This window comes from Oleiphilus sp. HI0132 (genome assembly GCF_001635845.1).
Window position 1 is genome coordinate 1 of record NZ_LWGJ01001022.1, and the last position, 18,614, is coordinate 18,614.

Annotated in this window: 11 protein-coding genes; 6 read left to right on the top strand and 5 right to left on the bottom strand. The window is 45.4% G+C overall.

Annotated features, from left to right (window positions below; all coding sequences use genetic code 11):
• Positions 1–3,313, bottom strand: a 3,313-nt coding sequence (locus A3766_RS11635; protein WP_068642247.1) for a hypothetical protein, incomplete at its 3' end; no start/stop codon positions are given.
• Between the two features lie 402 nt (positions 3,314–3,715).
• Between A3766_RS11635 and A3766_RS11645 the strand changes: the two genes are divergently transcribed.
• Both A3766_RS11645 and purU read left to right on the top strand, forming a co-directional pair.
• Positions 3,716–5,227: a fumarate hydratase gene (locus A3766_RS11645; protein WP_068514878.1), complete on the top strand. Its 1,512-nt coding sequence runs from the start codon at positions 3,716–3,718 to the stop codon at positions 5,225–5,227.
• Between the two features lie 128 nt (positions 5,228–5,355).
• Entirely contained in the window at positions 5,356–6,210 is an 855-nt protein-coding gene (gene purU / locus A3766_RS11650) for a formyltetrahydrofolate deformylase (RefSeq protein ID WP_068514882.1), read from the top strand.
• Positions 6,211–6,264: 54 nt separating this feature from the next.
• Here purU and A3766_RS11655 read toward each other — a convergent pair whose 3' ends face one another.
• On the bottom strand, positions 6,265–8,091 hold the full coding sequence (locus A3766_RS11655; protein WP_068514884.1) for an ABC transporter ATP-binding protein: 1,827 nt from the start codon (positions 8,089–8,091) through the stop codon (positions 6,265–6,267).
• Between the two features lie 242 nt (positions 8,092–8,333).
• Here A3766_RS11655 and A3766_RS11660 point away from each other — a divergent pair, with 242 nt between their 5' ends.
• The 4 genes from A3766_RS11660 to A3766_RS11675 all read left to right on the top strand — a co-directional run bounded on the left by A3766_RS11660 (position 8,334) and on the right by A3766_RS11675 (position 13,197).
• On the top strand, positions 8,334–8,687 hold the full coding sequence (locus A3766_RS11660) for an Hpt domain-containing protein (RefSeq protein ID WP_068508113.1): 354 nt from the start codon (positions 8,334–8,336) through the stop codon (positions 8,685–8,687).
• Positions 8,688–8,693: 6 nt separating this feature from the next.
• Positions 8,694–10,022, top strand: a complete 1,329-nt coding sequence (locus tag A3766_RS11665) for a YihY/virulence factor BrkB family protein (RefSeq protein WP_156495270.1) — start codon at positions 8,694–8,696, stop codon at positions 10,020–10,022.
• A 173-nt stretch (positions 10,023–10,195) separates the two neighbouring features.
• Entirely contained in the window at positions 10,196–11,539 is a 1,344-nt protein-coding gene (gene traF, locus A3766_RS11670) for a conjugal transfer protein TraF (RefSeq protein WP_068514887.1), read from the top strand.
• A gap of 11 nt (positions 11,540–11,550) precedes the next feature.
• Entirely contained in the window at positions 11,551–13,197 is a 1,647-nt protein-coding gene (locus A3766_RS11675) for a hypothetical protein (protein WP_068514890.1), read from the top strand.
• Positions 13,198–13,321: 124 nt separating this feature from the next.
• Here the strand turns inward: A3766_RS11675 and A3766_RS11680 are convergent, their stop codons facing one another.
• The 3 genes from A3766_RS11680 to A3766_RS11690 form a co-directional block, all read right to left on the bottom strand.
• The gene (locus tag A3766_RS11680; RefSeq protein ID WP_068514892.1) at positions 13,322–16,477 is read right to left on the bottom strand and encodes an efflux RND transporter permease subunit; all 3,156 of its coding nucleotides are present in this window, start codon (positions 16,475–16,477) and stop codon (positions 13,322–13,324) included.
• Positions 16,478–16,479: 2 nt separating this feature from the next.
• The gene (locus A3766_RS11685; RefSeq protein WP_068514895.1) at positions 16,480–17,763 is read right to left on the bottom strand and encodes an efflux RND transporter periplasmic adaptor subunit; all 1,284 of its coding nucleotides are present in this window, start codon (positions 17,761–17,763) and stop codon (positions 16,480–16,482) included.
• Positions 17,764–17,854: 91 nt separating this feature from the next.
• Positions 17,855–18,614, bottom strand: a 760-nt coding sequence (locus A3766_RS11690; protein WP_231882894.1) for a 16S rRNA (uracil(1498)-N(3))-methyltransferase, incomplete at its 5' end; no start/stop codon positions are given.

Below are 18,614 nucleotides of genomic sequence, written 5' to 3' on the forward strand. Positions count from 1 at the left end.
CTGCCGCTGCAGGGGTCGTGTGTAGAGCACCACTGTCACTCTCAAAACGAATGAAGTTAATGCTTGCTTCATCAGTTGAGTCTCCAATGCTTACAGCACCGGAAGCAGTTTGCAGTGGACTTGTCCCTGCTAGAGGAGCCGCTGTACCTTCACCAAGCGAGATGCCGGCGTATGGGTTTGCGTTGCAGCCGATATTCGCTGGTTGTACAACGTCGACAGCGGGAGATGCATTATTTGGAATAAATACATCGCCAACCACTTCGCTAAATAAGGCTTTGGTTGTAGAAGTGGTGCTACTCAAGTTGCCTACAAAGTTAATTGGATCAAAAGAGTCAAATGACGCTTGAAGAACGTTAAGGAAGGTCTCAAGGTCTGCATCGCCTCTTTGTAAACCAGCAGCAGATTGCAATGCTAGCAGTATACCCGGCGCAAATACTGGGGAATTCTCTGCTAGTCGTGCAATGTTGCCACCTGGCGTTAAAAAGTTTGCAGACACAATGTTATCTTCAGTTCTACTGGTTTGGTTCGCGATTTCGACAAATGGAATGCCGTTAAAGGTACCTAAAGAGTGAGCAATAAAGTGAACATCGTCTCCGTTTAAGTCAAAGCCATCACCTTCTGGCCCGTTATCATCTATTCCATCGATATCCATGGTTGGAATAGACAGACGCAGAGTCATTAAGTCAGACATGTGCTGTCTAAAGTTATCACGGCTAGTTAGGAAGCTAAGTGGGTTAATCGTGAATGCACCAGAACCCGTGTTGGAGCAATCGATAGGGTCTGATGAGGAGCTGCCCACGGTGCCGTCAGCGAAATCCATCGGTACAACGTTGGTAACACCGCCGCCAAAGCCAAAGTGACGCTCATCGGCAGAACCTTGTCCTAGACCAGGGATCTGGCTAGCACCGTTTTCAATAGTATTCTGCATTAAGCCAAGACCTTGTGCCGCAAGCTGTAAGCTTTGGAGGCTTGAAGCTGCTGCTTCTAGGGCTGTAAGGTTTTGAACAGTCGCATCAAGCGTTGGATTTCCGCTTGCATCGCCTAATGCGGCCGTGATTGTGCCATTGATGGTTGCATCTTCAGTGCCGTCAATGCCATCGGTGATATCGATTAATGTACCGTTTAACTGAGCAGCTACGACATTGTAGGTAAGATCTCCGCTTAGTGCAGCAGAAATATAGCCAGCTTCGGTCCCGTCGATTCCGTCGGTGATATCAATCAGTGAGCCGTGCAATTGTCCGGTTACAACTGTTTCAGCGATGGTTCCCGCAAAAGTTTCAGTAATCAGGTCAGCTTCAGCGGCGCTAATACCGTCACTCGCATCAATAACTGTCGCTGAGTCTAATGATGTTGTCACGAATGTGGTGGCAAGAGTGCCATCAACTAAAGCTTGATTATTGGTATCGCCAGGAGCTAATGACTCTGGGAAACCAGCTAGCTGACCACCAGCAAGGAATTGTGCTGCGTATGCCAGGCGGCCTTCTTCAGAAATCGCATCAATACCATGAAGTGGTTGATCAATCGCGAGTACCGCAACGGTTCCACCGCTGTTCGCAACAATGGCGCTACCGAGTGCTAGGGCAACACTTCGATCAGTTGTAATACCATGCTGGTAAATAACAGTTTTATAACCATCTGCCGGCATATTCGAGTCATCTGCCGGGAAGATTGCTAATACCGGTATTTCTTCTGTAGAGTTCTTTGCTGGGAACGGAAACAAATGATTCACAACATTTGATGTCGTCGCTTGTGGCAGAGCTGCGCCAAGTGCCTCTAGGTTAAAAGCAGTATTTATTTGAGTGGCTAAGGTTGAATCTGCTTTCCACCATTCGCCTACAAGTCTCGCTTCGGTTCCATCGCTTACGCCTCGTGTATCAGGTACACCTGAATAGTAAGGAATCGTCAAGGAGCCTTCAGAAATGTTTACGGCACCTACTGGAGCGATTGCATCGGTAATAAATGCTGATACTGTTCTTAGGTCTCGCGGTGTGTCGAAAGCTACGCTATCATCGGCTGCGGGCTCAGGAAAAGACATTCCACCTGCTTTTGCTGCAGTGATCATACCGGTACCGGCGCATGCAAAGCGTGCATCGCCAGCAGGATAGGTATCACACCCTGCTAAAGCTGGATTGAAGCTCTCTGCGGTCCAGTTGCTGATTGCTGTATCAACAGCGCCTTTAATGGTTGCATAATCTTCTGCGCCGGCATCAACTGCCGCTTTTGCTGCGCCAGTTGTCACAAGAGTCTTAACCGTATTCGTTGCCCACTCGGTAGGGTCTACCATATAGTCGACAACTTTTGTGTCATTAGAAGTGGTAAAGCCACTTGTAAAAACAATGTTGTCTTCAGTTAATTGCTGATCATCTGGGCGTGCCGCATTGGTTAGGTTGCCTAAATAGCTCGCGGTAACCTTTTCCCAGAAATCAATTTGAGCTTGCACATCGTCAAGGAGAGGGTTGGCGGGTTCTCGATTTTCATCAGCGAGGGCAGCATAGTTGGCTATACCAGGGTGTTTGATCAAAGACTTTCCTTCGGTATCTTTGATTTCATCGGTCAGTGCAACAATGTAGCGCTTGTTAGGGTTTAAAGGCTCTAAAGGTTGGATTCGTATGTAACTTGTTTCTACTCGTTCGCCGCCAACGACTTTGTCTCGGGTAATGACTTCAGCGCTATACTTAGGTGAAGCCGCTATTCCTAGAAGTTCTCCTGCTGCCGATAAATCTCCACCACTGGCTTGTGCTGCTGTAATGGCGTCAGTAACTGTAGGGGATTCTTCGTTGACTAGTCCTTTAAGAGGGTCGCCACCAGCATATTCTAGTTCTAACAGAAATACGCTTTGGGCAGGGTTAGGAACAGGAGCGCCTCCAACATTAATAAAGCTTTCTGCGATAACCGTATCTGTGTTTATCGTATCTGTTATGTCGGACCCTGCTATGCCTTGGCCAATTTCGATATCGATTGGGGCTGTTAAGGATGCGCCACTAAGATACTCAAGTGCGACTTCAGGTGGTGTTTCTGTGCCTGCAGCAATTTTCTCGGCTAGACCAGGGATAGCATAGGAACCGTCGGGATCCGTTGTTTGTAGTAAAAGGTCATTTGGCTTAGGAAACTCTCCGGTAGCAGGGTTAAATACTGGGTAGAGGTTATTTTCGTTCTGCTCAATATTCGCCTGTTGCTCAGATGACGGAGGGGTCGTCTGTGAGTTTTCGTTATCTCTTTCTTTCGGGTTGTTTTCTGGATCAGTAGTGTCCAGACAGCCTGTTAATGATAATGCTGACGCAATCGCGACACTTAATAAGGTTTTTTTATACATGGATAAGACCTTTCCTAAACGTTGTCTCAAATAAGTAGTGGCTAGATGGTGGATGCTTGCTTGGTTTTATCTGTTTAAATTCAGCAACACACACCACCAGGCCTAAAAATTTTGACCTAGATTAAACGTAGACACGAAAAAGCAATTTGTCTAATTTTTTAGCGCAAAGAATTAGATGCACTTGCTTAGTAGCTGTAACGAATTTAACCGTCGTTTAAGCTTTGTAGGTGTGACTACAAACTCATCTTCAATCAGAGTACAATTCAGTACCCCAATAATTGATCGCTCAGAAGATGAGTGGGTGATCAGCCATGTATTAATTGATAAACACAACATGGGCCTGGCCAAAAGCTTAAGAGCCTCAGCAGTTTATTAATTAAAGAAAAACGTTAGAGAGTGACTATGACCACAATTCGTCAAGCAGATTTAATTGATAGCGTTGCAGATGCCCTGCAGTTTATCTCCTACTATCACCCAAAAGACTTTATTGATGCCGTCCATGAAGCGTATTTAAAAGAAGAGTCCCAAGCTGCTAAAGATGCAATGGCACAAATACTCATCAATTCACGTATGTGTGCAGAAGGTAAGCGACCAATTTGTCAGGATACCGGTATCGTGACTGTATTCGTTAAAGTCGGTATGGATGTGCAGTGGGATGCTGAATTAAGCCTGACTGATATGATAAATGAAGGTGTACGTCGTGCTTACACTCATCCAGATAACGTCTTACGTGCTTCAATCCTAGATGACCCTGCCGGCGCTCGTAAGAATACTAAAGACAATACACCTGCTGTGATCCACTATGAGATTGTCGAAGGCAACACTGTCGACGTCCAAGTTGCTGCAAAAGGCGGTGGTTCCGAGAATAAGTCAAAAATGGCGATGTTGAACCCTAGTGACAGTATTGTTGACTGGGTTCTGAAAACGGTTCCTACGATGGGCGCTGGCTGGTGCCCGCCAGGCATGTTGGGTATAGGCATCGGTGGTACAGCTGAAAAAGCTGCCGTGATGGCGAAAGAAGCTTTGATGGAGCCGATTGATATTCATGAGCTTCGTAAGCGTGGCCCTCAAAATCGTGTTGAAGAGTTACGTTTAGAGATTATGGATAAGGTCAACGACCTGGGTATCGGTGCTCAAGGCCTTGGTGGCTTAACAACGGTTATGGACGTAAAAATTAACGACTATCCAACGCATGCTGCATCATTGCCTGTCGTAATGATTCCAAACTGTGCTGCCACACGTCATGCTCACTTTGTGTTAGATGGCTCCGGCCCGGCATTGCAAACACCTCCAAGTCTTGAAGACTGGCCTGAGATTACTTGGGAAGCTGGCGACAGTGCTAAGCGCATTGATTTGAATAACGTGACTAAAGAAGACGTCGCCGACCTTAAGCCGGGCGATACGGTTTTGCTTTCAGGTAAAATGCTGACTGGCCGCGATGCAGCTCATAAGAAAATGACTGAGATGCTAGCCAATGGTGAAGAGCTGCCAGTAGATTTGAAAGGCCGCTTTATATACTACGTTGGGCCTGTTGATCCGGTTCGTGAGGAAGTTGTTGGCCCTGCTGGCCCGACTACGGCAACACGTATGGATAAATTTACACATACCATTCTTAAAGAAACTGGCCTGATGGGCATGATCGGTAAAGCCGAGCGTGGCCAGGTGGCGATTGATGCGATTAAAGAATACGGATCAGTATACTTGATGGCAGTGGGTGGCGCGGCTTACTTGGTGTCAAAAGCAATCAAGAATGCTGAAGTGGTTGCCTTCCCTGAACTAGGTATGGAAGCTATTTATGAATTTGATGTGGTTGACATGCCAGTATCAGTTGCCGTTGATAGTCAGGGTATTTCAGTTCACCAGACTGCGCCAAAAGAATGGCAGGCGAAGATCATTGCGGCAAAGTCTGAATAAGAGATAAGCTTGAATTATCTCAGACCTATCTATAATAAAGAGAGTCTTCGTGGCTCTCTTTTTTATTTTGAGCGCCTATGTCTGAATACAAATTAGTCCTTAAACGATTGTGGAAGCAGTAAAATATTATGGAACAAACCTATCGTCTTGTCGTTTCTTGCCCTGACCGTACTGGTATAGTCGCAAAAGTCAGTAACTTTCTGGCAACTTATAATGGTTGGATCACTGAAGCGAGTTACCATGCCGACCAGAAGAACGGCTGGTTTTTTATGCGCAATGAGATCAAGGCGAGTTCGATTCCTTTTGATCTGGAAAACTTCAAAACAGTGTTTGAACCCATTGCCAAAGAGTTTTCCATGTCATGGAGTATTAGCGATTCTAATACTAAGAAACGCGTCGTGTTGATGGCTTCAAAGGAATCCCATTGTTTAGCGGATCTACTACATCGCTGGCACAGCAATGAGCTGGATGCGGAAATTGTGGCAGTGATATCCAATCACGATGATTTACGCCGTATGGTTGAATGGCACGATATTCCTTATCACCATGTGCCGGTAGACCCACAAAACAAACAAGCTGCTTTCGACCAGGTTAGTAGCTTGGTGGATGAATACCAGACCGACTTGGTGGTACTTGCTCGCTATATGCAGATTTTACCTGCTGACCTGTGTGAGACATATGCAGGACGCGTGATCAATATTCATCATAGCTTCTTACCTTCATTTGCTGGGGCAAAGCCTTACCATCAAGCTTATGACAGAGGCGTGAAATTGATTGGTGCAACCTGTCACTATGTCACTCAAGATTTGGACGAAGGGCCTATTATCGACCAGGATGTGATTCGTATTAGTCACAGTAATACGATAGAAGATATGGTTCGCTTAGGTAAAGATGCCGAGAAGAATGTATTAGCACGAGGTTTGCGTTTGCACCTGGAAGAGAGGGTTATTATCCACGAAAATAAAACAGTGGTGTTTGGTTAAGGCAAGATTTGGGGGCAGAGTAAAAATAATAGTTTTTACTCTGACCCCAAAGTTTTAATCTCCGATAAAACCACCCGACTGTCGAGCCCAAAGTTGCGCATAAATACCGTTTTGGGCAAGTAGCTCTGTGTGGCTGCCTTGCTCGGCAATCTTGCCTTCGTCTAATACGATCAGTCTGTCTAGTGCGGCGATGGTAGATAAGCGATGAGCGATCGCAATGACTGTCTTGCGTTCCATTAAGGTATATAAACTTTGTTGAATCGCAGCTTCGACTTCCGAATCCAAAGCAGACGTGGCTTCATCCAGAACAAGTATTGGGGCGTTCTTCAATAAGACTCGGGCAATCGCAATACGCTGACGCTGACCGCCAGAAAGCTTCACGCCACGCTCGCCTACATGAGCGTCATAGCCCTGTCGTCCGTCCAGGTCACTTAGTTCTTGAATGAATTCGTGAGCATGGGCTTGTTTGGCTGCACGGATCAGATCATCGTCAGAGGCTTCGGGATTTCCATAAAGGATGTTATCGCGCACAGAGCGGTGAAGCAGGGAAGTATCTTGGGTCACCATGCCGATATGCTCGCGCAGGCTCTCTTGTTTAATGTCAGCAATAGCTTGCCCGTCAATTCTGATGTTGCCCGAAGAAAGGTCGTAGAATCTAAGTAAGAGGTTTACCAGAGTTGACTTTCCAGCACCTGAGCGGCCAACCAGACCAATTTTTTCGCCAGCTTTTATATGCAAATCAAGCTCGCTGATAACCGGACGGCCAGATTCGTATTCAAACGAAATCCTCTGAAAATCAATATTACCATCGCTTAGTTCAAGCGCTTTGGCATTGTCTGAGTCAAGCACGGCTCGTTCTTTTGAAAGTGTGCTGATACCGTCTTGTACTGAACCGATATTCTCGAACAGGCTGGACACTTCCCACATAATCCATTGGGACATGCCATTGAGCCTGAGTGCTAGCGCAATCGCAACAGCTATGGCTCCAGTCGAAATGGTTTCGTTTATCCAAAGCCAGATTGAAAGAGATGAGATCGAGAATAACAGGAGGGAATTCAATACCCATACTGTCACATTGAGCCGGGTGACCAAGCGCATTTGAGGGTGAACGGTTTCAAGGAAGTCGCCCATTGTTCGTTTTGCATACTCTGCTTCACGCTGGCTATGAGAGAAGAGTTTCACTGTTTCAATGTTGGTGTAGCTGTCTACCACAGCTCCGACCATGCTGGAGCGCGCATCTGCCTGACGAGTAGAAATATCACGAAGTTTAGGGATGAAGTAATAAAGGCTGGAGCCATAGCAAAGTAGCCAAATTAAAAGAGGAATGCTTAATCTGGCATCACTCGCTGTGACGACGCTAGTCATACCTATGAAATAAATACTGACGTAGAGCAGTACATCGAGCAGCTTCATTACGGTTTCGCGAACCGAAAGCGCAGTCTGCATCACTTTGGTTGCTATGCGGCCAGCGAACTCATCTTGGTAAAAAGAAAAGCTTTGACCAAGCAAGTACCGATGAGCTAACCATCTAATTCGCATTGGATAGTTGCCCAACAAGGCTTGGTGAATAACGGTTGAGTGAAGCAAAACAGTAAGAGGAATGACGAAAAGAATCACTGCACCTAGAGCAATAAGGGTATTCCCTTCATCTTGCCAAAGTGTTTGAGGTGTTTTGTTCGACAGCCAGTCTACCAGCTGTCCGAGGAAACCAAACAGCGTAACTTCCATGATGGAAATTAAGGCAGTGAGCCCGCCCATGATAAAAAGTAAGGGGAATATTCCTTGTGTATAGTACACACAAAAGTCGAATAAACCCTTCGGTGGTTGTTCCGGATGCTCGGGAGGAAACGGCTCTACCAGCTTTTCAAAAAACTTATACATAAATAGTGGTGTTGGATCGGTATATTTGTATATGAAAACCAATAACTTACTTTAATATTGAGGCCATTTCTTTTATCGAGGTACGGGTGAAAGCCTGAAAGTCGTTATCGAGTATGTGTCTGTGATAATGTCTGCTAATCTTAAAAATAGAACAATGTATCAATGTAAGTTTCACAGCCTCAAGTATACCGCTTTTTTCGAGATATGGCTTTGTATCAATGAAGAATGGAGTTCAATAGACAATGAGTGATCAAACTAGCGAGAGCCAATGCATCGACATGGACAAGCTAACAGAAACTTTTATGAACAATATGGATATTGTTAAGCAGGTATTGTCCTCTTTCAAAGGTAGCTTTGTGACGTTTGAAGAAGAGTTTCTAAATGCTCAGCAGCAGGGCGATACAGAGTTAATGTCACGCCTTGCTCACGGCTTGAAAGGCAGTGCCGGGAATATCAGAGCGTCATCTCTATCGGCGAAGGCTGCTGATCTTCAGCATAAAATAGATCTAGGTGAAGCTCCGGGTTTACTTGCGGAAGAGGTAATCTCTGGCTTAGCTGCTTTGATTTGTGAGATTGATGCTGTCACGACAGGGTAGGTCATTTTGAAAAACTTGCTAGATCAATGGAAGGACGCTGAAGCCTGGCTTTTAGCCTCACCAAAGCCCTCAATGAATCCCCTTATGTCTTTGCTTCGGGACGCCCTTCGAATTCTTTATGTTGTGATCCGTGATATCGCTACCGGGCAAATAACGCTTCACGCAATGAGTCTTGTTTATACGACGATTCTTTCGATTGTCCCTATGCTGGCCTTGAGCTTTTCAGTTTTGAAAGCTTTCAATGTACAAGACCGTTTTACCCCGATGCTCTATAGCTTCCTTGAACCGATGGGGGCTAAAGGCATCGAAATACATAATAGTGTTTTGTCCTTCGTCGATAATATGAAGGTTGGTGTACTGGGCTTTCTTGGTTTTATTATATTGTTCTATACGGTTATCTCCCTAATCCAGAAGATAGAAAAGGCATTTAATACGATTTGGTTCGCACCGGAATTGCGTTCCTTGGGGCAGCGTTTCAGTAACTACCTGATCGTTGTGCTGGTTGGTCCAGTCTTGGTGGTTGCTGCTATTAGTCTAACCGCGTCAACAATGAATTCCAGCCTGGTTCAAAGTATCGCTTCAATTGAACCCTTTGGCACGGTGATCTTAATGATGACCAAACTGATGCCTTTCTTTATGATTATTCTGACATTTACCATGTTTTATATTCTAATGCCAAATACTCGAGTTAACTTTAAAAGTGCTTTGGTGGGCGGTGTCGTGGGTGGAAGTGCGTGGCAGGCTTCAAGCATTCTCTTTACGGCCTTCGTCGTAAATTCGTCTAAGTACGATGCGATCTATTCCGGTTTTGCCGTCGGTATTTTGTTACTGATTTGGTTGTACGTAAACTGGCTAATTTTACTGCTAGGGTCGAGTATTGCGTTTTATCACCAACATGAAAGCCATATCACAAAGGAGCAGGAGTTAGATCCTTCTCCGGAGGTCAGCGAAAAAGTTGGGCTCGATATTATGGTGAATATTGCACGTAGGTTTGAGTCAACAGAAAGTCCGGTTCTTCAAGTAGATATCGAACATCTACATACGATCCCAGCGGTTGCGAGCCGAAAAATTATCGATAAGTTGATTGCAGGCGGCCTACTTATTGTTGCGGGTGAAAAGGCCGATATGTTAGTGCCAGGCCATTCCACAGATCAGATTAGTGTAGCTCAAATATTACGGGCTTTGAGAGGGCATGAAAGTATGTGGAAATATAAGCATATCAAGCTTTCACCAGAAGTTAGCGACATCGCAGACAAACTTCATCAAGACATCAATAAAAGTTTCGATAATGTTTTGTTACGAGACTTAATCAAGGCGAAACAAATCAATAGTTGAATGAAGCCTTGTTTGAACTATCTTTAGGGCTAGCGTGCGAAAGCGACAAAAGCAAAAGAGAAAATTGGGGTGTTTAACTTGCCGGGTTGTTCCGTCTAATAATAACAGGTATGACAGACGAGTAGAAAGCGGTTAAATCGGATAGGTTGTGTGAATAGCGAAGGATAATGAGCATGAAGCAGAAGAGCATACAAAAAAGTAAACTGGTTAAAGGTATCGCACTTGCGGTCTTATTTGGTGGTGCAGTCAATGCAGTTGCAGGATATCAAGGGCATCAGCCGGGGGCGATTCTAACCTTAGGTAAAACTACTAATCCTAATTCATTATTAGCGTTGGGGAATAATCCTGCTTCGGGAGAGTTGTTGGTTGGCGATGAAGAAAGCCTTCGCTTAGGCTACTTTAGCTCACTAGGCTTTGGTTTAGAGTTAGGCGACTTAAATAACGTTGAAGATGATATTGAAGAGCTTGAGGAAATTCTGGATAGCGAGAATCTAACACTTGATCAAGCTTTGGACGCAAAAGATAAATTTGACGCCTTGCTACCCGTTTTAGGCGAGAAAATGAATATTGCCTGGAACCTAGGGTTTGAGGCACCTTTAGCTCCAATTGCTGTTCGCAGTGATTTTCTTGGTGGTGTTGTTGGTCTAAATGTTAGTGCGGGTTTGCTAACAGATATTATCTTTTTAGATGCGCCGATGGAAATACAGAATTCAGGTAGCGACGTGAGTTTATCGACCGATAGCTCTTTATACGTAAAAGCTGCAGGTCTTGTAACGGGTACCGTCGGCTATAGCCGAGAAGTATGGCAACCACCGGTGTTGGATTCAAAGCTGTATGGTGGCGTCAATGTAAACGTTTATCATGCGGTCTTGAATAAACAGGTTGTTTCGTTTGAAGGTGTTGCAGACGATTCAGATGATGACATCATGGATGTCGTTATGGATGAGTTTGAAGAAAATAACGCGACGGTTACCGCGGTAGGTGTTGATGTCGGAGCAATATGGACCTTTCCAAACGGGCAGGTAGGTTTGACCATTGCCAATATTAATGAGCCTGAGCTTGAGTATGGCGAAATTGGCGTTAATTGTGGCTCTTTGAGCGGCTTACGTCAGAAAAACTGTTTGGCTGCTCAGGCATTTTCGGATGAGATTTCTCTGAAAGAAACCGCCGTCTTAAATGCTCAAACTACTATTGAAGGTGCTTTTTTTACAGAAGACCGTCAGTTTTTAATTTCAGGTGCATATGATGTTAATTCTGCCTTTAGTCTAGTTGGACGTGAAAGTCAGATATTAAGTGGCTCAGTAAGCTATTTCCCGAACAGTTACATTATTCCGACACTTAGACTTGGTGCTGCCAAGAACCTGGTTGGGAGTGAGCTAACAACATTAGGGGTAGGTACCACTTTATTTGGAATGGTTAACCTAGATCTATCAGGTAGCTTGGATACGATCGAGCATGACGGTCAAGAAGTTCCTCGTTATATTGGCTTTAACATTGGTATTGAAGAAAAATTTTAGGAGAGTGAAAGATGGGAATTAAAAACGAACATAGTTATCTAAGCGCAAGTAAGGGATTTAAGATTGCGGCACTCTCTGCGGCGGTAGCAATTGCCTCTGGTTGTAGTAGTCCTGACCACCCTGATAATGGTTCACCTGTAGAAAGAACGTCAATATCTGGGGTAGCAATTGATGGGTACCTAGCTGGTGCAACTGTTTATGCTGATATCAATGAAGATGGGCGACAAAATGCTGGTGAGCCTTCAGCTACGACAGATAGTGAAGGGTTCTTTACTACATCGAGTGACGGTACAACTAACTATTGTGAATCAGCTGCGACAGAAAAATATTGCTTGCAGCTAAAAGGTGATGTTCCAGACGAAGTGGTGCTTAGAACCTATGGCGGGTTTGACATCTTTACGGGCGAACCTTTCATTGGTGAACTATCTGCACGCGTTTCACCTGAAGTTGATGGGAAAATTCCTGATCAGATGATTACGCCTTTAAGCTCTGTGATGGTTGAAGGGGGGAGTGCGACCCTAGGGAATTTGATTTCTGATCCGAGTTTACTTGATGACGACTTCTTATCAGGCTCTGACTTTAACTCCGAGGCTGCAAATAAAGCCTATTTATTACATAAGATTGCAGTCATCTTTGCAGATGTTTTTGAGGAAAAGTATGACGTATTTGGTGAAGAAAGCTTCTTTCCAGATAGCTCTTCAACCTTTATATATGAGCAATTCGCTGACCAATTAGCGGGTAGTTCTGCAATTGATTCAACGATGATTGCTTCGGTATTTGATGCGGTTAATCAGCAAATTATTGACACTTATAATGACAATGAAGACGATGATTCAATTTCTAACCAAATAAGCGGTGCAGAAAGAACGGCAGCTTTAACCGATGTGGCGGATATTCTTGGCTTGGTTAATGCTGCGATCCCCTCAAGTCCGAGTGACCCAGATGCGGTCGATGCTGATAGTATTCGCGCTAGAATGATCGGTGTTGAAATGGTCGTGACTCAGATGATCAATGATGAGGATTCGGCTCTAATCGACGATGCTATTGATGAAGCGCTGGATGTTGGTGGTCCGCTATATGATGCAATTGGCGACGGGACAGACGTAGATTTTAGCACCTTAGTGGGTGTCGACTTCTCTGCTGGTACAATTGACTATGATGGTGTCAGTGTCACGGGCGGCGTGACGTTTGGCGACTTAGCAGGCAAGGAATTGTTTGTTGAATACAGTGATGACGAAGATAATGTTGAAGGTGCTGCGCTCATTTTGTTTGAAGAAGATGAGAACTTAACCGGTACTGGTGAGTTGAAGCTGTGTATTCGCTATTCTGAAGACGGCGCCTTTGACGGCCAGTTTTCGGATGAAGGTAATGACGGTAGTTTAGAAACGGATGGTGCATTATTCGATGCGGGAGAATGGACCGCTATTGATGATCGTCGTCTTATCCTTAATGTATTAGGTGGTTTTGACTTTACATTGATTAGTCGTGGTCAAGATAGTAGCCGAAACATTTTTAGCCTGTCCTATACCGGAGAGTCACGTACATGGGATACGGACCAGTCGTTAGAGGATATAGCGGTTGATGGTGATTCTGCTCAGATGAATTCTCACGAAGACTGTCAAGCTCGATTAAATAACTTATCGAATGATTTGTCTTAGTCCTGAATAGGCTCTAAGAGACTTAGTTCGGTTTAAGTATTTGAGCTGAACTGAAGGGAAAAGAAAAGCCCGGCCCTAATGATGGGGCCGGACTTTTTTATGCAATTAAAATATCCAATACTTTCTATTTAGCGGCTCGCTTATCTTTAAACTCTTCAATAAGCGAAATTAAAGCTGGAATAACAAACAAGATAAGAATCGTCGCATATGCCAGGCCAAATGAAATACTGACAGCCATAGGGATCAGGAACTGAGCTTGAAGTGAGGTTTCAAACAGAAGCGGTAATAAGCCAGCAACAGTCGTCAAAGAGGTCAGCATAACCGCTCTGAGTCGCAGGCATGAAGCATCGACAATAGCCTGTTTGGCGGGCTGGCCTTGTTCTCGTAACTCTCGATAGAAGGTGACCAATATTATCGCATCATTGATAACGATGCCTGATAGGCCAAAAAAGCCAAACCAAGAGAGCATGGTTAGGTCAATGCCTAGCAGCCAGTGACCCAGTATCGCACCCGATATTCCAAGAGGGATCGCAAGCAATACTGCGACAGGCCAAGAGTAGGAACCAAATACCCACGCCAGGATAATATAGATTAAGGTAAAGCCTATGGCTGCGCCTAGCATCATATCTTTGCCGGTCTGGGCTTGTTCTTCAGCCCTGCCTTTCAAGTCTATTTTAATACCGTACTCGATGGACAGATTAGGTAAAAACTCTTCTTGTAGCTCGGCGATTATCTGGTTGGCATTATTTAAGTCGGGGTTAACGCTGGCGGTGACGTGCAGACCAAGCTTACCTTCAGTATGCCTAACCAGTTCTAAGCCTTTTCTATGGGTCAAGGTGACGACATTGCTTAGCTGAGCAATATCACCAGAGGGTGTAACGAGAGGGAAGTTGTCGAGAATACGAGAGTAGTTGCGCTCTTCATCGGGAAGAATAATCCGAACCTCGATCTCTTCATTCTCGTCATAGAATACTTGTAAAAGCTGGCCGTCGAAGGCCGCTCGTAATTGTCTGCCAACATCCGAGACGGTGAAGCCAAGCGCTTCTCCCAGAGGCGTAAGTGAGTAGATAAATTGGTTTTTACCAAAGGGTAGGTCGTCTTGGATATCACGCACGCCGACATAGGTTTTTAGCTTGGTCGCCAGGTCCTCACCCGCTTGTTTGAGTACCGAAGTCGCTTGCCCAGTGAGGAATATATCGACGTCTTTACCCGGTGGACCACCTCGTGGGCTAGATATGCTCAGCTGCTCTACGCCATCGGGTTGGTCGATGAAATCGTTCCAGGCTTCAATAAATTCGGGGTTTCTTATATCGCGAGCGTCTGGTGTTAAAAGTTCTACGTGAACGGAAGCATATTGTTCACCCGTGGAGTAGTTCTGGCCACCATCGAAGCTGGCCTGGTTAATCCTAAGAACACTATGAACGACCAGGCTATCAGCATCGCCCATGCGTTGTTCCTTGGCGAATTTTGCATCGGCTTGTTGCAAGGCTTGCTCCATGTGAAGGCCGAACTCGCGTACTTTTTCAGGCGGTGTTCCTGAAGCAAACTTAACGTTGCCAAGTAATATATGGCTTTCAGGTTGGGGGAAGAAGTCTGACTTGACCCGGCCCGAGGCAATCAGAGTGATACTGACAGCCAGGATCGCGACGGATAGACAAAGAATAACGCCTCGATTCTCGATCGATTTTTCGGATAAAGGGCGGAAGAAATTATCCCGAAAGCGATTAAAACCTTGATCGATTTTTTCCCGATATGAACCCGCTGCATTGGCTTTAAAGGAGCGCTTAAAGGAATGATTTAAATGACCTGGTAAGACGAGAAAGCACTCAATTACAGAGGCGATAATGACACAGATAATTACTAGTGGAATGTCGAACAGAATGTTGCCGATAATGCCGCTAATGAGCATCAATGGCAGGAAGGCAGAAACGGTTGTCAACGAAGAAGATAAGACTGGCACGAACATCCTGCGAGCACCGCCTTCAGCAGCACGTAGAGGGTTTTCACCTTTGCTATAGTGAGTGAGGGCATCTTCGCCTACAACAATTGCATCATCGACAATGATGCCCAGCGCCATGATTAGCGCGAACATGCTGACCATGTTGATACTGCCGCCAACGAGGTAGAGTATTGCAAGTGTGCCCATAAATGATATTGGGATACCGACAGCAACCCAAAAGGCCACACGACCATTGAGGAATATGAATAGGATGCTGACCACTAGAATCAAGCCGCCTAGGCCGTTTTTGATTAGCAGGTTAATACGGTCCTCAATTAGTACGTAGGCTTCATTATAAGCGTGTAACTGAACAGTTTGAGGGAGTAGGGGCTTTGTGTCAGCCAACCAATTATTAAGAGTCTCAGCTGCTTTCAAGGTGTCGGAAGACTGGGTGCGAAGAACTCGTAACAAAACAGCAGGCCTGTTTTGATAAAAGACCTCTATTTGATTGTCTTTATTACGTTGTTGCACCACCGCGATGTCTTCGAGCTTAATGGGTTCGGCAGAACTTCCGCTTAGTATGGCCAGCTGTTCAAAGCCACTTTCACTTCTTCGCTGTTCAATGCTTCTAAGTTCTTTGGCTGCTTCACTTTTTCCGCTGGTACCTGCTGGGATATCCTGACTGGCATTGAGTATTTGCTGGCCGAGTTGGGGAAGTGACATTTTTAATGCGCTGATCTGTTTGCTATCAACCTGAATGGCTATCTCTTGAGATGGCAGGCCAATAAACTCGACTTTTGCAACGCCTCTGTCTAGTAGTTCTCTTTCATACTGGTAGGCAAGTGGGCGTAGTTCTTCTAATGTGCCATCCGAAGAAAGAATGATGGTTGCAACGTCCTCATTTAACGAAACTTTTGATACTTCGGGCGTTTCAGAATCAGAGGGAAGGTTTCTTACCAGGTCAACGTATTCTTTAACTTGGTCGAGGGCCAAGCCCATATCACTGCCTTCATCATATTCCAGGACGATGACGCCAGCGCTTTGATAAGACGTCGAACGCATTTCTTTCACGTAATCTAGATTGCGCAACTGCTGTTCTAGCGGTGTGACAATCGACTTGGCCACATCTTCTGCACTGGCACCTGGCCAGGTAACGCGGACGATAACGTAGTCGGGTTCGAAGTTTGGTAAGAACTGAGTGTTAAGTTTGATTAGTGATACCGCACCTGCAAGCAGCATAATCAGCATGAGCAGGTTGGCTGCTACTTTATGTTGAGCAAAGCGGCCAATTAAATCTGAGCGGTGATCACCTGGGTTTTGTTCGTGATTTACAATGCTCATTCTTAGCTACGCTCTTTAACTTTTAGACCGGAAATTGCATTGGGGAGCTGGGTTGTTGTGACCTTATCGCCATCGCCTAGATGCTTACTACGAATAATGACTCTGTCTTGAAGAGTCTCTTCATTTGCAGAATTCGTGCTAAGACTTAAAAGCTGTTTTCCTAATACTTCAATATTTAGCGATTGAAGCCGTCCCTCCTCAATACGATAAATTCGATTTGTTCCATAGATTGCCGACACGGGTAGAGTGAATACGTTTGTTAGTGCTGGCATATCAATGCGTAATCGTAATGCTTTGTTTAGAATCAAGTTATGCTCTTCGCTAGCAGGTCTAAATAGAGCATCGACACCGCCATTGCTGAGACTTGCCTGGCCAGATAAGCGCAGAAGTTGTAATGGTATTTCTGATTGATGGCTAAGTGCCGTGGCTTGGATGTTGATACCCTGTTGCAGTGCATCACTAATAAGTGCCAGATATTTGTCGGGTACTTGAGCGCGGAGCTCCATATTCTTTCGGTCGTAGAGAGAAACCAGTGCTTGTCCCATTTGTATTCGCTCACCCGGAGCGACCTTAACACTTGTGACAATACCGTCAAAAGGGGCTCTGATCTGAGCGCGCTCAGCATCGATTTCTGCGTCTTTCAGCAAGGTGAGGGCTCGTACTTTTTTAGCTTGAAGCTGCTTTAAACGATTAGGGTGGTCGGCAATATTTAGCTTTCGGGCATTGACGGATAAAGCTTGCTGAGCACGGCTAGACTCGGCACTATCGTAGCGTTCCTGTGCGACCAGGTTAGAAGCTTTTAGTTTTGCCTGACGGGCCAGTGCTTGCTCGGCAATTTCTAGTAATCGTTTTTCTTCAACCAGAGAATCCTGATCGGTTTTAAAGCGTAGCTTCTCTGCATCGATTAGAGCATCTAGCTCATTAATATCAGCTTGCCGCTGTGCCAGGGTAAGTTCGATTTCGCGAGCATCGAGTTGGACCAGTAGGTCGCCCATTTTTACGCTAATTCCTTCTCGCACTGGAACTTGCATTACGTCGGCAGTGATCGCAGCGCTTAATGTTGAGTCGAAAGGCGATTCAACCCGTGCCAATAGTTCGACTTGAGGCTGCGCCTGGGTTTCCTTAAGTATGATGCTTGATACTAGCCATTCCTTTTCTTTGGTTTCTTTTTTGGGTGGTTTGGGCTTAGAAACGACGAGCGCAAAAATGATCAAGGCTGCCACCGCTAGGATAATGACAGGTAAAAACCAGCTGTGCTTTTGGCGGAGGTTCTGGAATGTGTTCATTGTGTTGATTCCACAGTGTTAAAGGAATAAAAGCTTAAGTAATCTTGAGTCTAATCTGAGTATTTTTAATCTTTCACTTGGCTAGAGCAGCTTAGGTATTAAAGTCCCCCCAGAGCCACTGAAGCAATGCCAGGCACGCTACAGGGGCTGTTTCTGTACGCAATACTCTTGGGCCGAAGGTGCTTGGGATAAACTTATTATCACAGGCCATGCTGATTTCAGCTTCACTTAACCCCCCTTCAGGACCAATAAGAATATTGACATGGCCAGGGGCGGGGGAGATATCAGATAAACGTTGGCGGTCTCTGTGGTGTAAAACCAAAGACAAGCCCTTAGATGATTGTTGCTGAACCCAGTCATCGACATTCAATATCGGATGGACGGTCGGCACCGTTGCGCGCCCACATTGTTCAGCAGCGCTAATTGCAACCTGTTGCCAGTGCTGAACACGTTTGCTTGCACGTTCATTGTTAAGGCGCAATTCGCAGCGCTCACTATCTAAGGGTGTAATCGCATTAACGCCCATCTCAGTACTCTTTTGGATGGCGTAGTCCATTCGGTCACCCCGAGACATGACCTGGCCGATATGGGTCTTAAGTTTAGATTCACTGACAGCATTTTCAGCGATGCCGATACTAGTAGCGAAAGACTTTTTGCTAGTTTCCTGAATGGTAGCGGGGTAGAACTTACCGTCGCCATTAAAAAGCCTAAGCTGGTCACCAGCTTTCATTCTAAGCACTTTTAAAAGGTGCTGCGCTGCTTGGCCCTCGATTACGGTATTTGAGGATGCTTCGAGAGGCTGATCAACATAAATATTCGGAATGCGCATCGTGCGTTTTACCAGCTCAGTG

Bases quoted from the DNA above. Each gene is read 5' to 3' on its own strand.
- A3766_RS11645 (WP_068514878.1), top strand. From the start codon at position 3,716: ATGACCACAATTCGTCAAGCAGATTTAATTGATAGCGTTGCAGATGCC.
- purU (WP_068514882.1), top strand. From the start codon at position 5,356: ATGGAACAAACCTATCGTCTTGTCGTTTCTTGCCCTGACCGTACTGGT.
- A3766_RS11655 (WP_068514884.1), bottom strand. From the start codon at position 8,091: ATGTATAAGTTTTTTGAAAAGCTGGTAGAGCCGTTTCCTCCCGAGCAT.
- A3766_RS11660 (WP_068508113.1), top strand. From the start codon at position 8,334: ATGAGTGATCAAACTAGCGAGAGCCAATGCATCGACATGGACAAGCTA.
- traF (WP_068514887.1), top strand. From the start codon at position 10,196: ATGAAGCAGAAGAGCATACAAAAAAGTAAACTGGTTAAAGGTATCGCA.
- A3766_RS11675 (WP_068514890.1), top strand. From the start codon at position 11,551: ATGGGAATTAAAAACGAACATAGTTATCTAAGCGCAAGTAAGGGATTT.
- A3766_RS11680 (WP_068514892.1), bottom strand. From the start codon at position 16,477: ATGAGCATTGTAAATCACGAACAAAACCCAGGTGATCACCGCTCAGAT.
- A3766_RS11685 (WP_068514895.1), bottom strand. From the start codon at position 17,763: ATGAACACATTCCAGAACCTCCGCCAAAAGCACAGCTGGTTTTTACCT.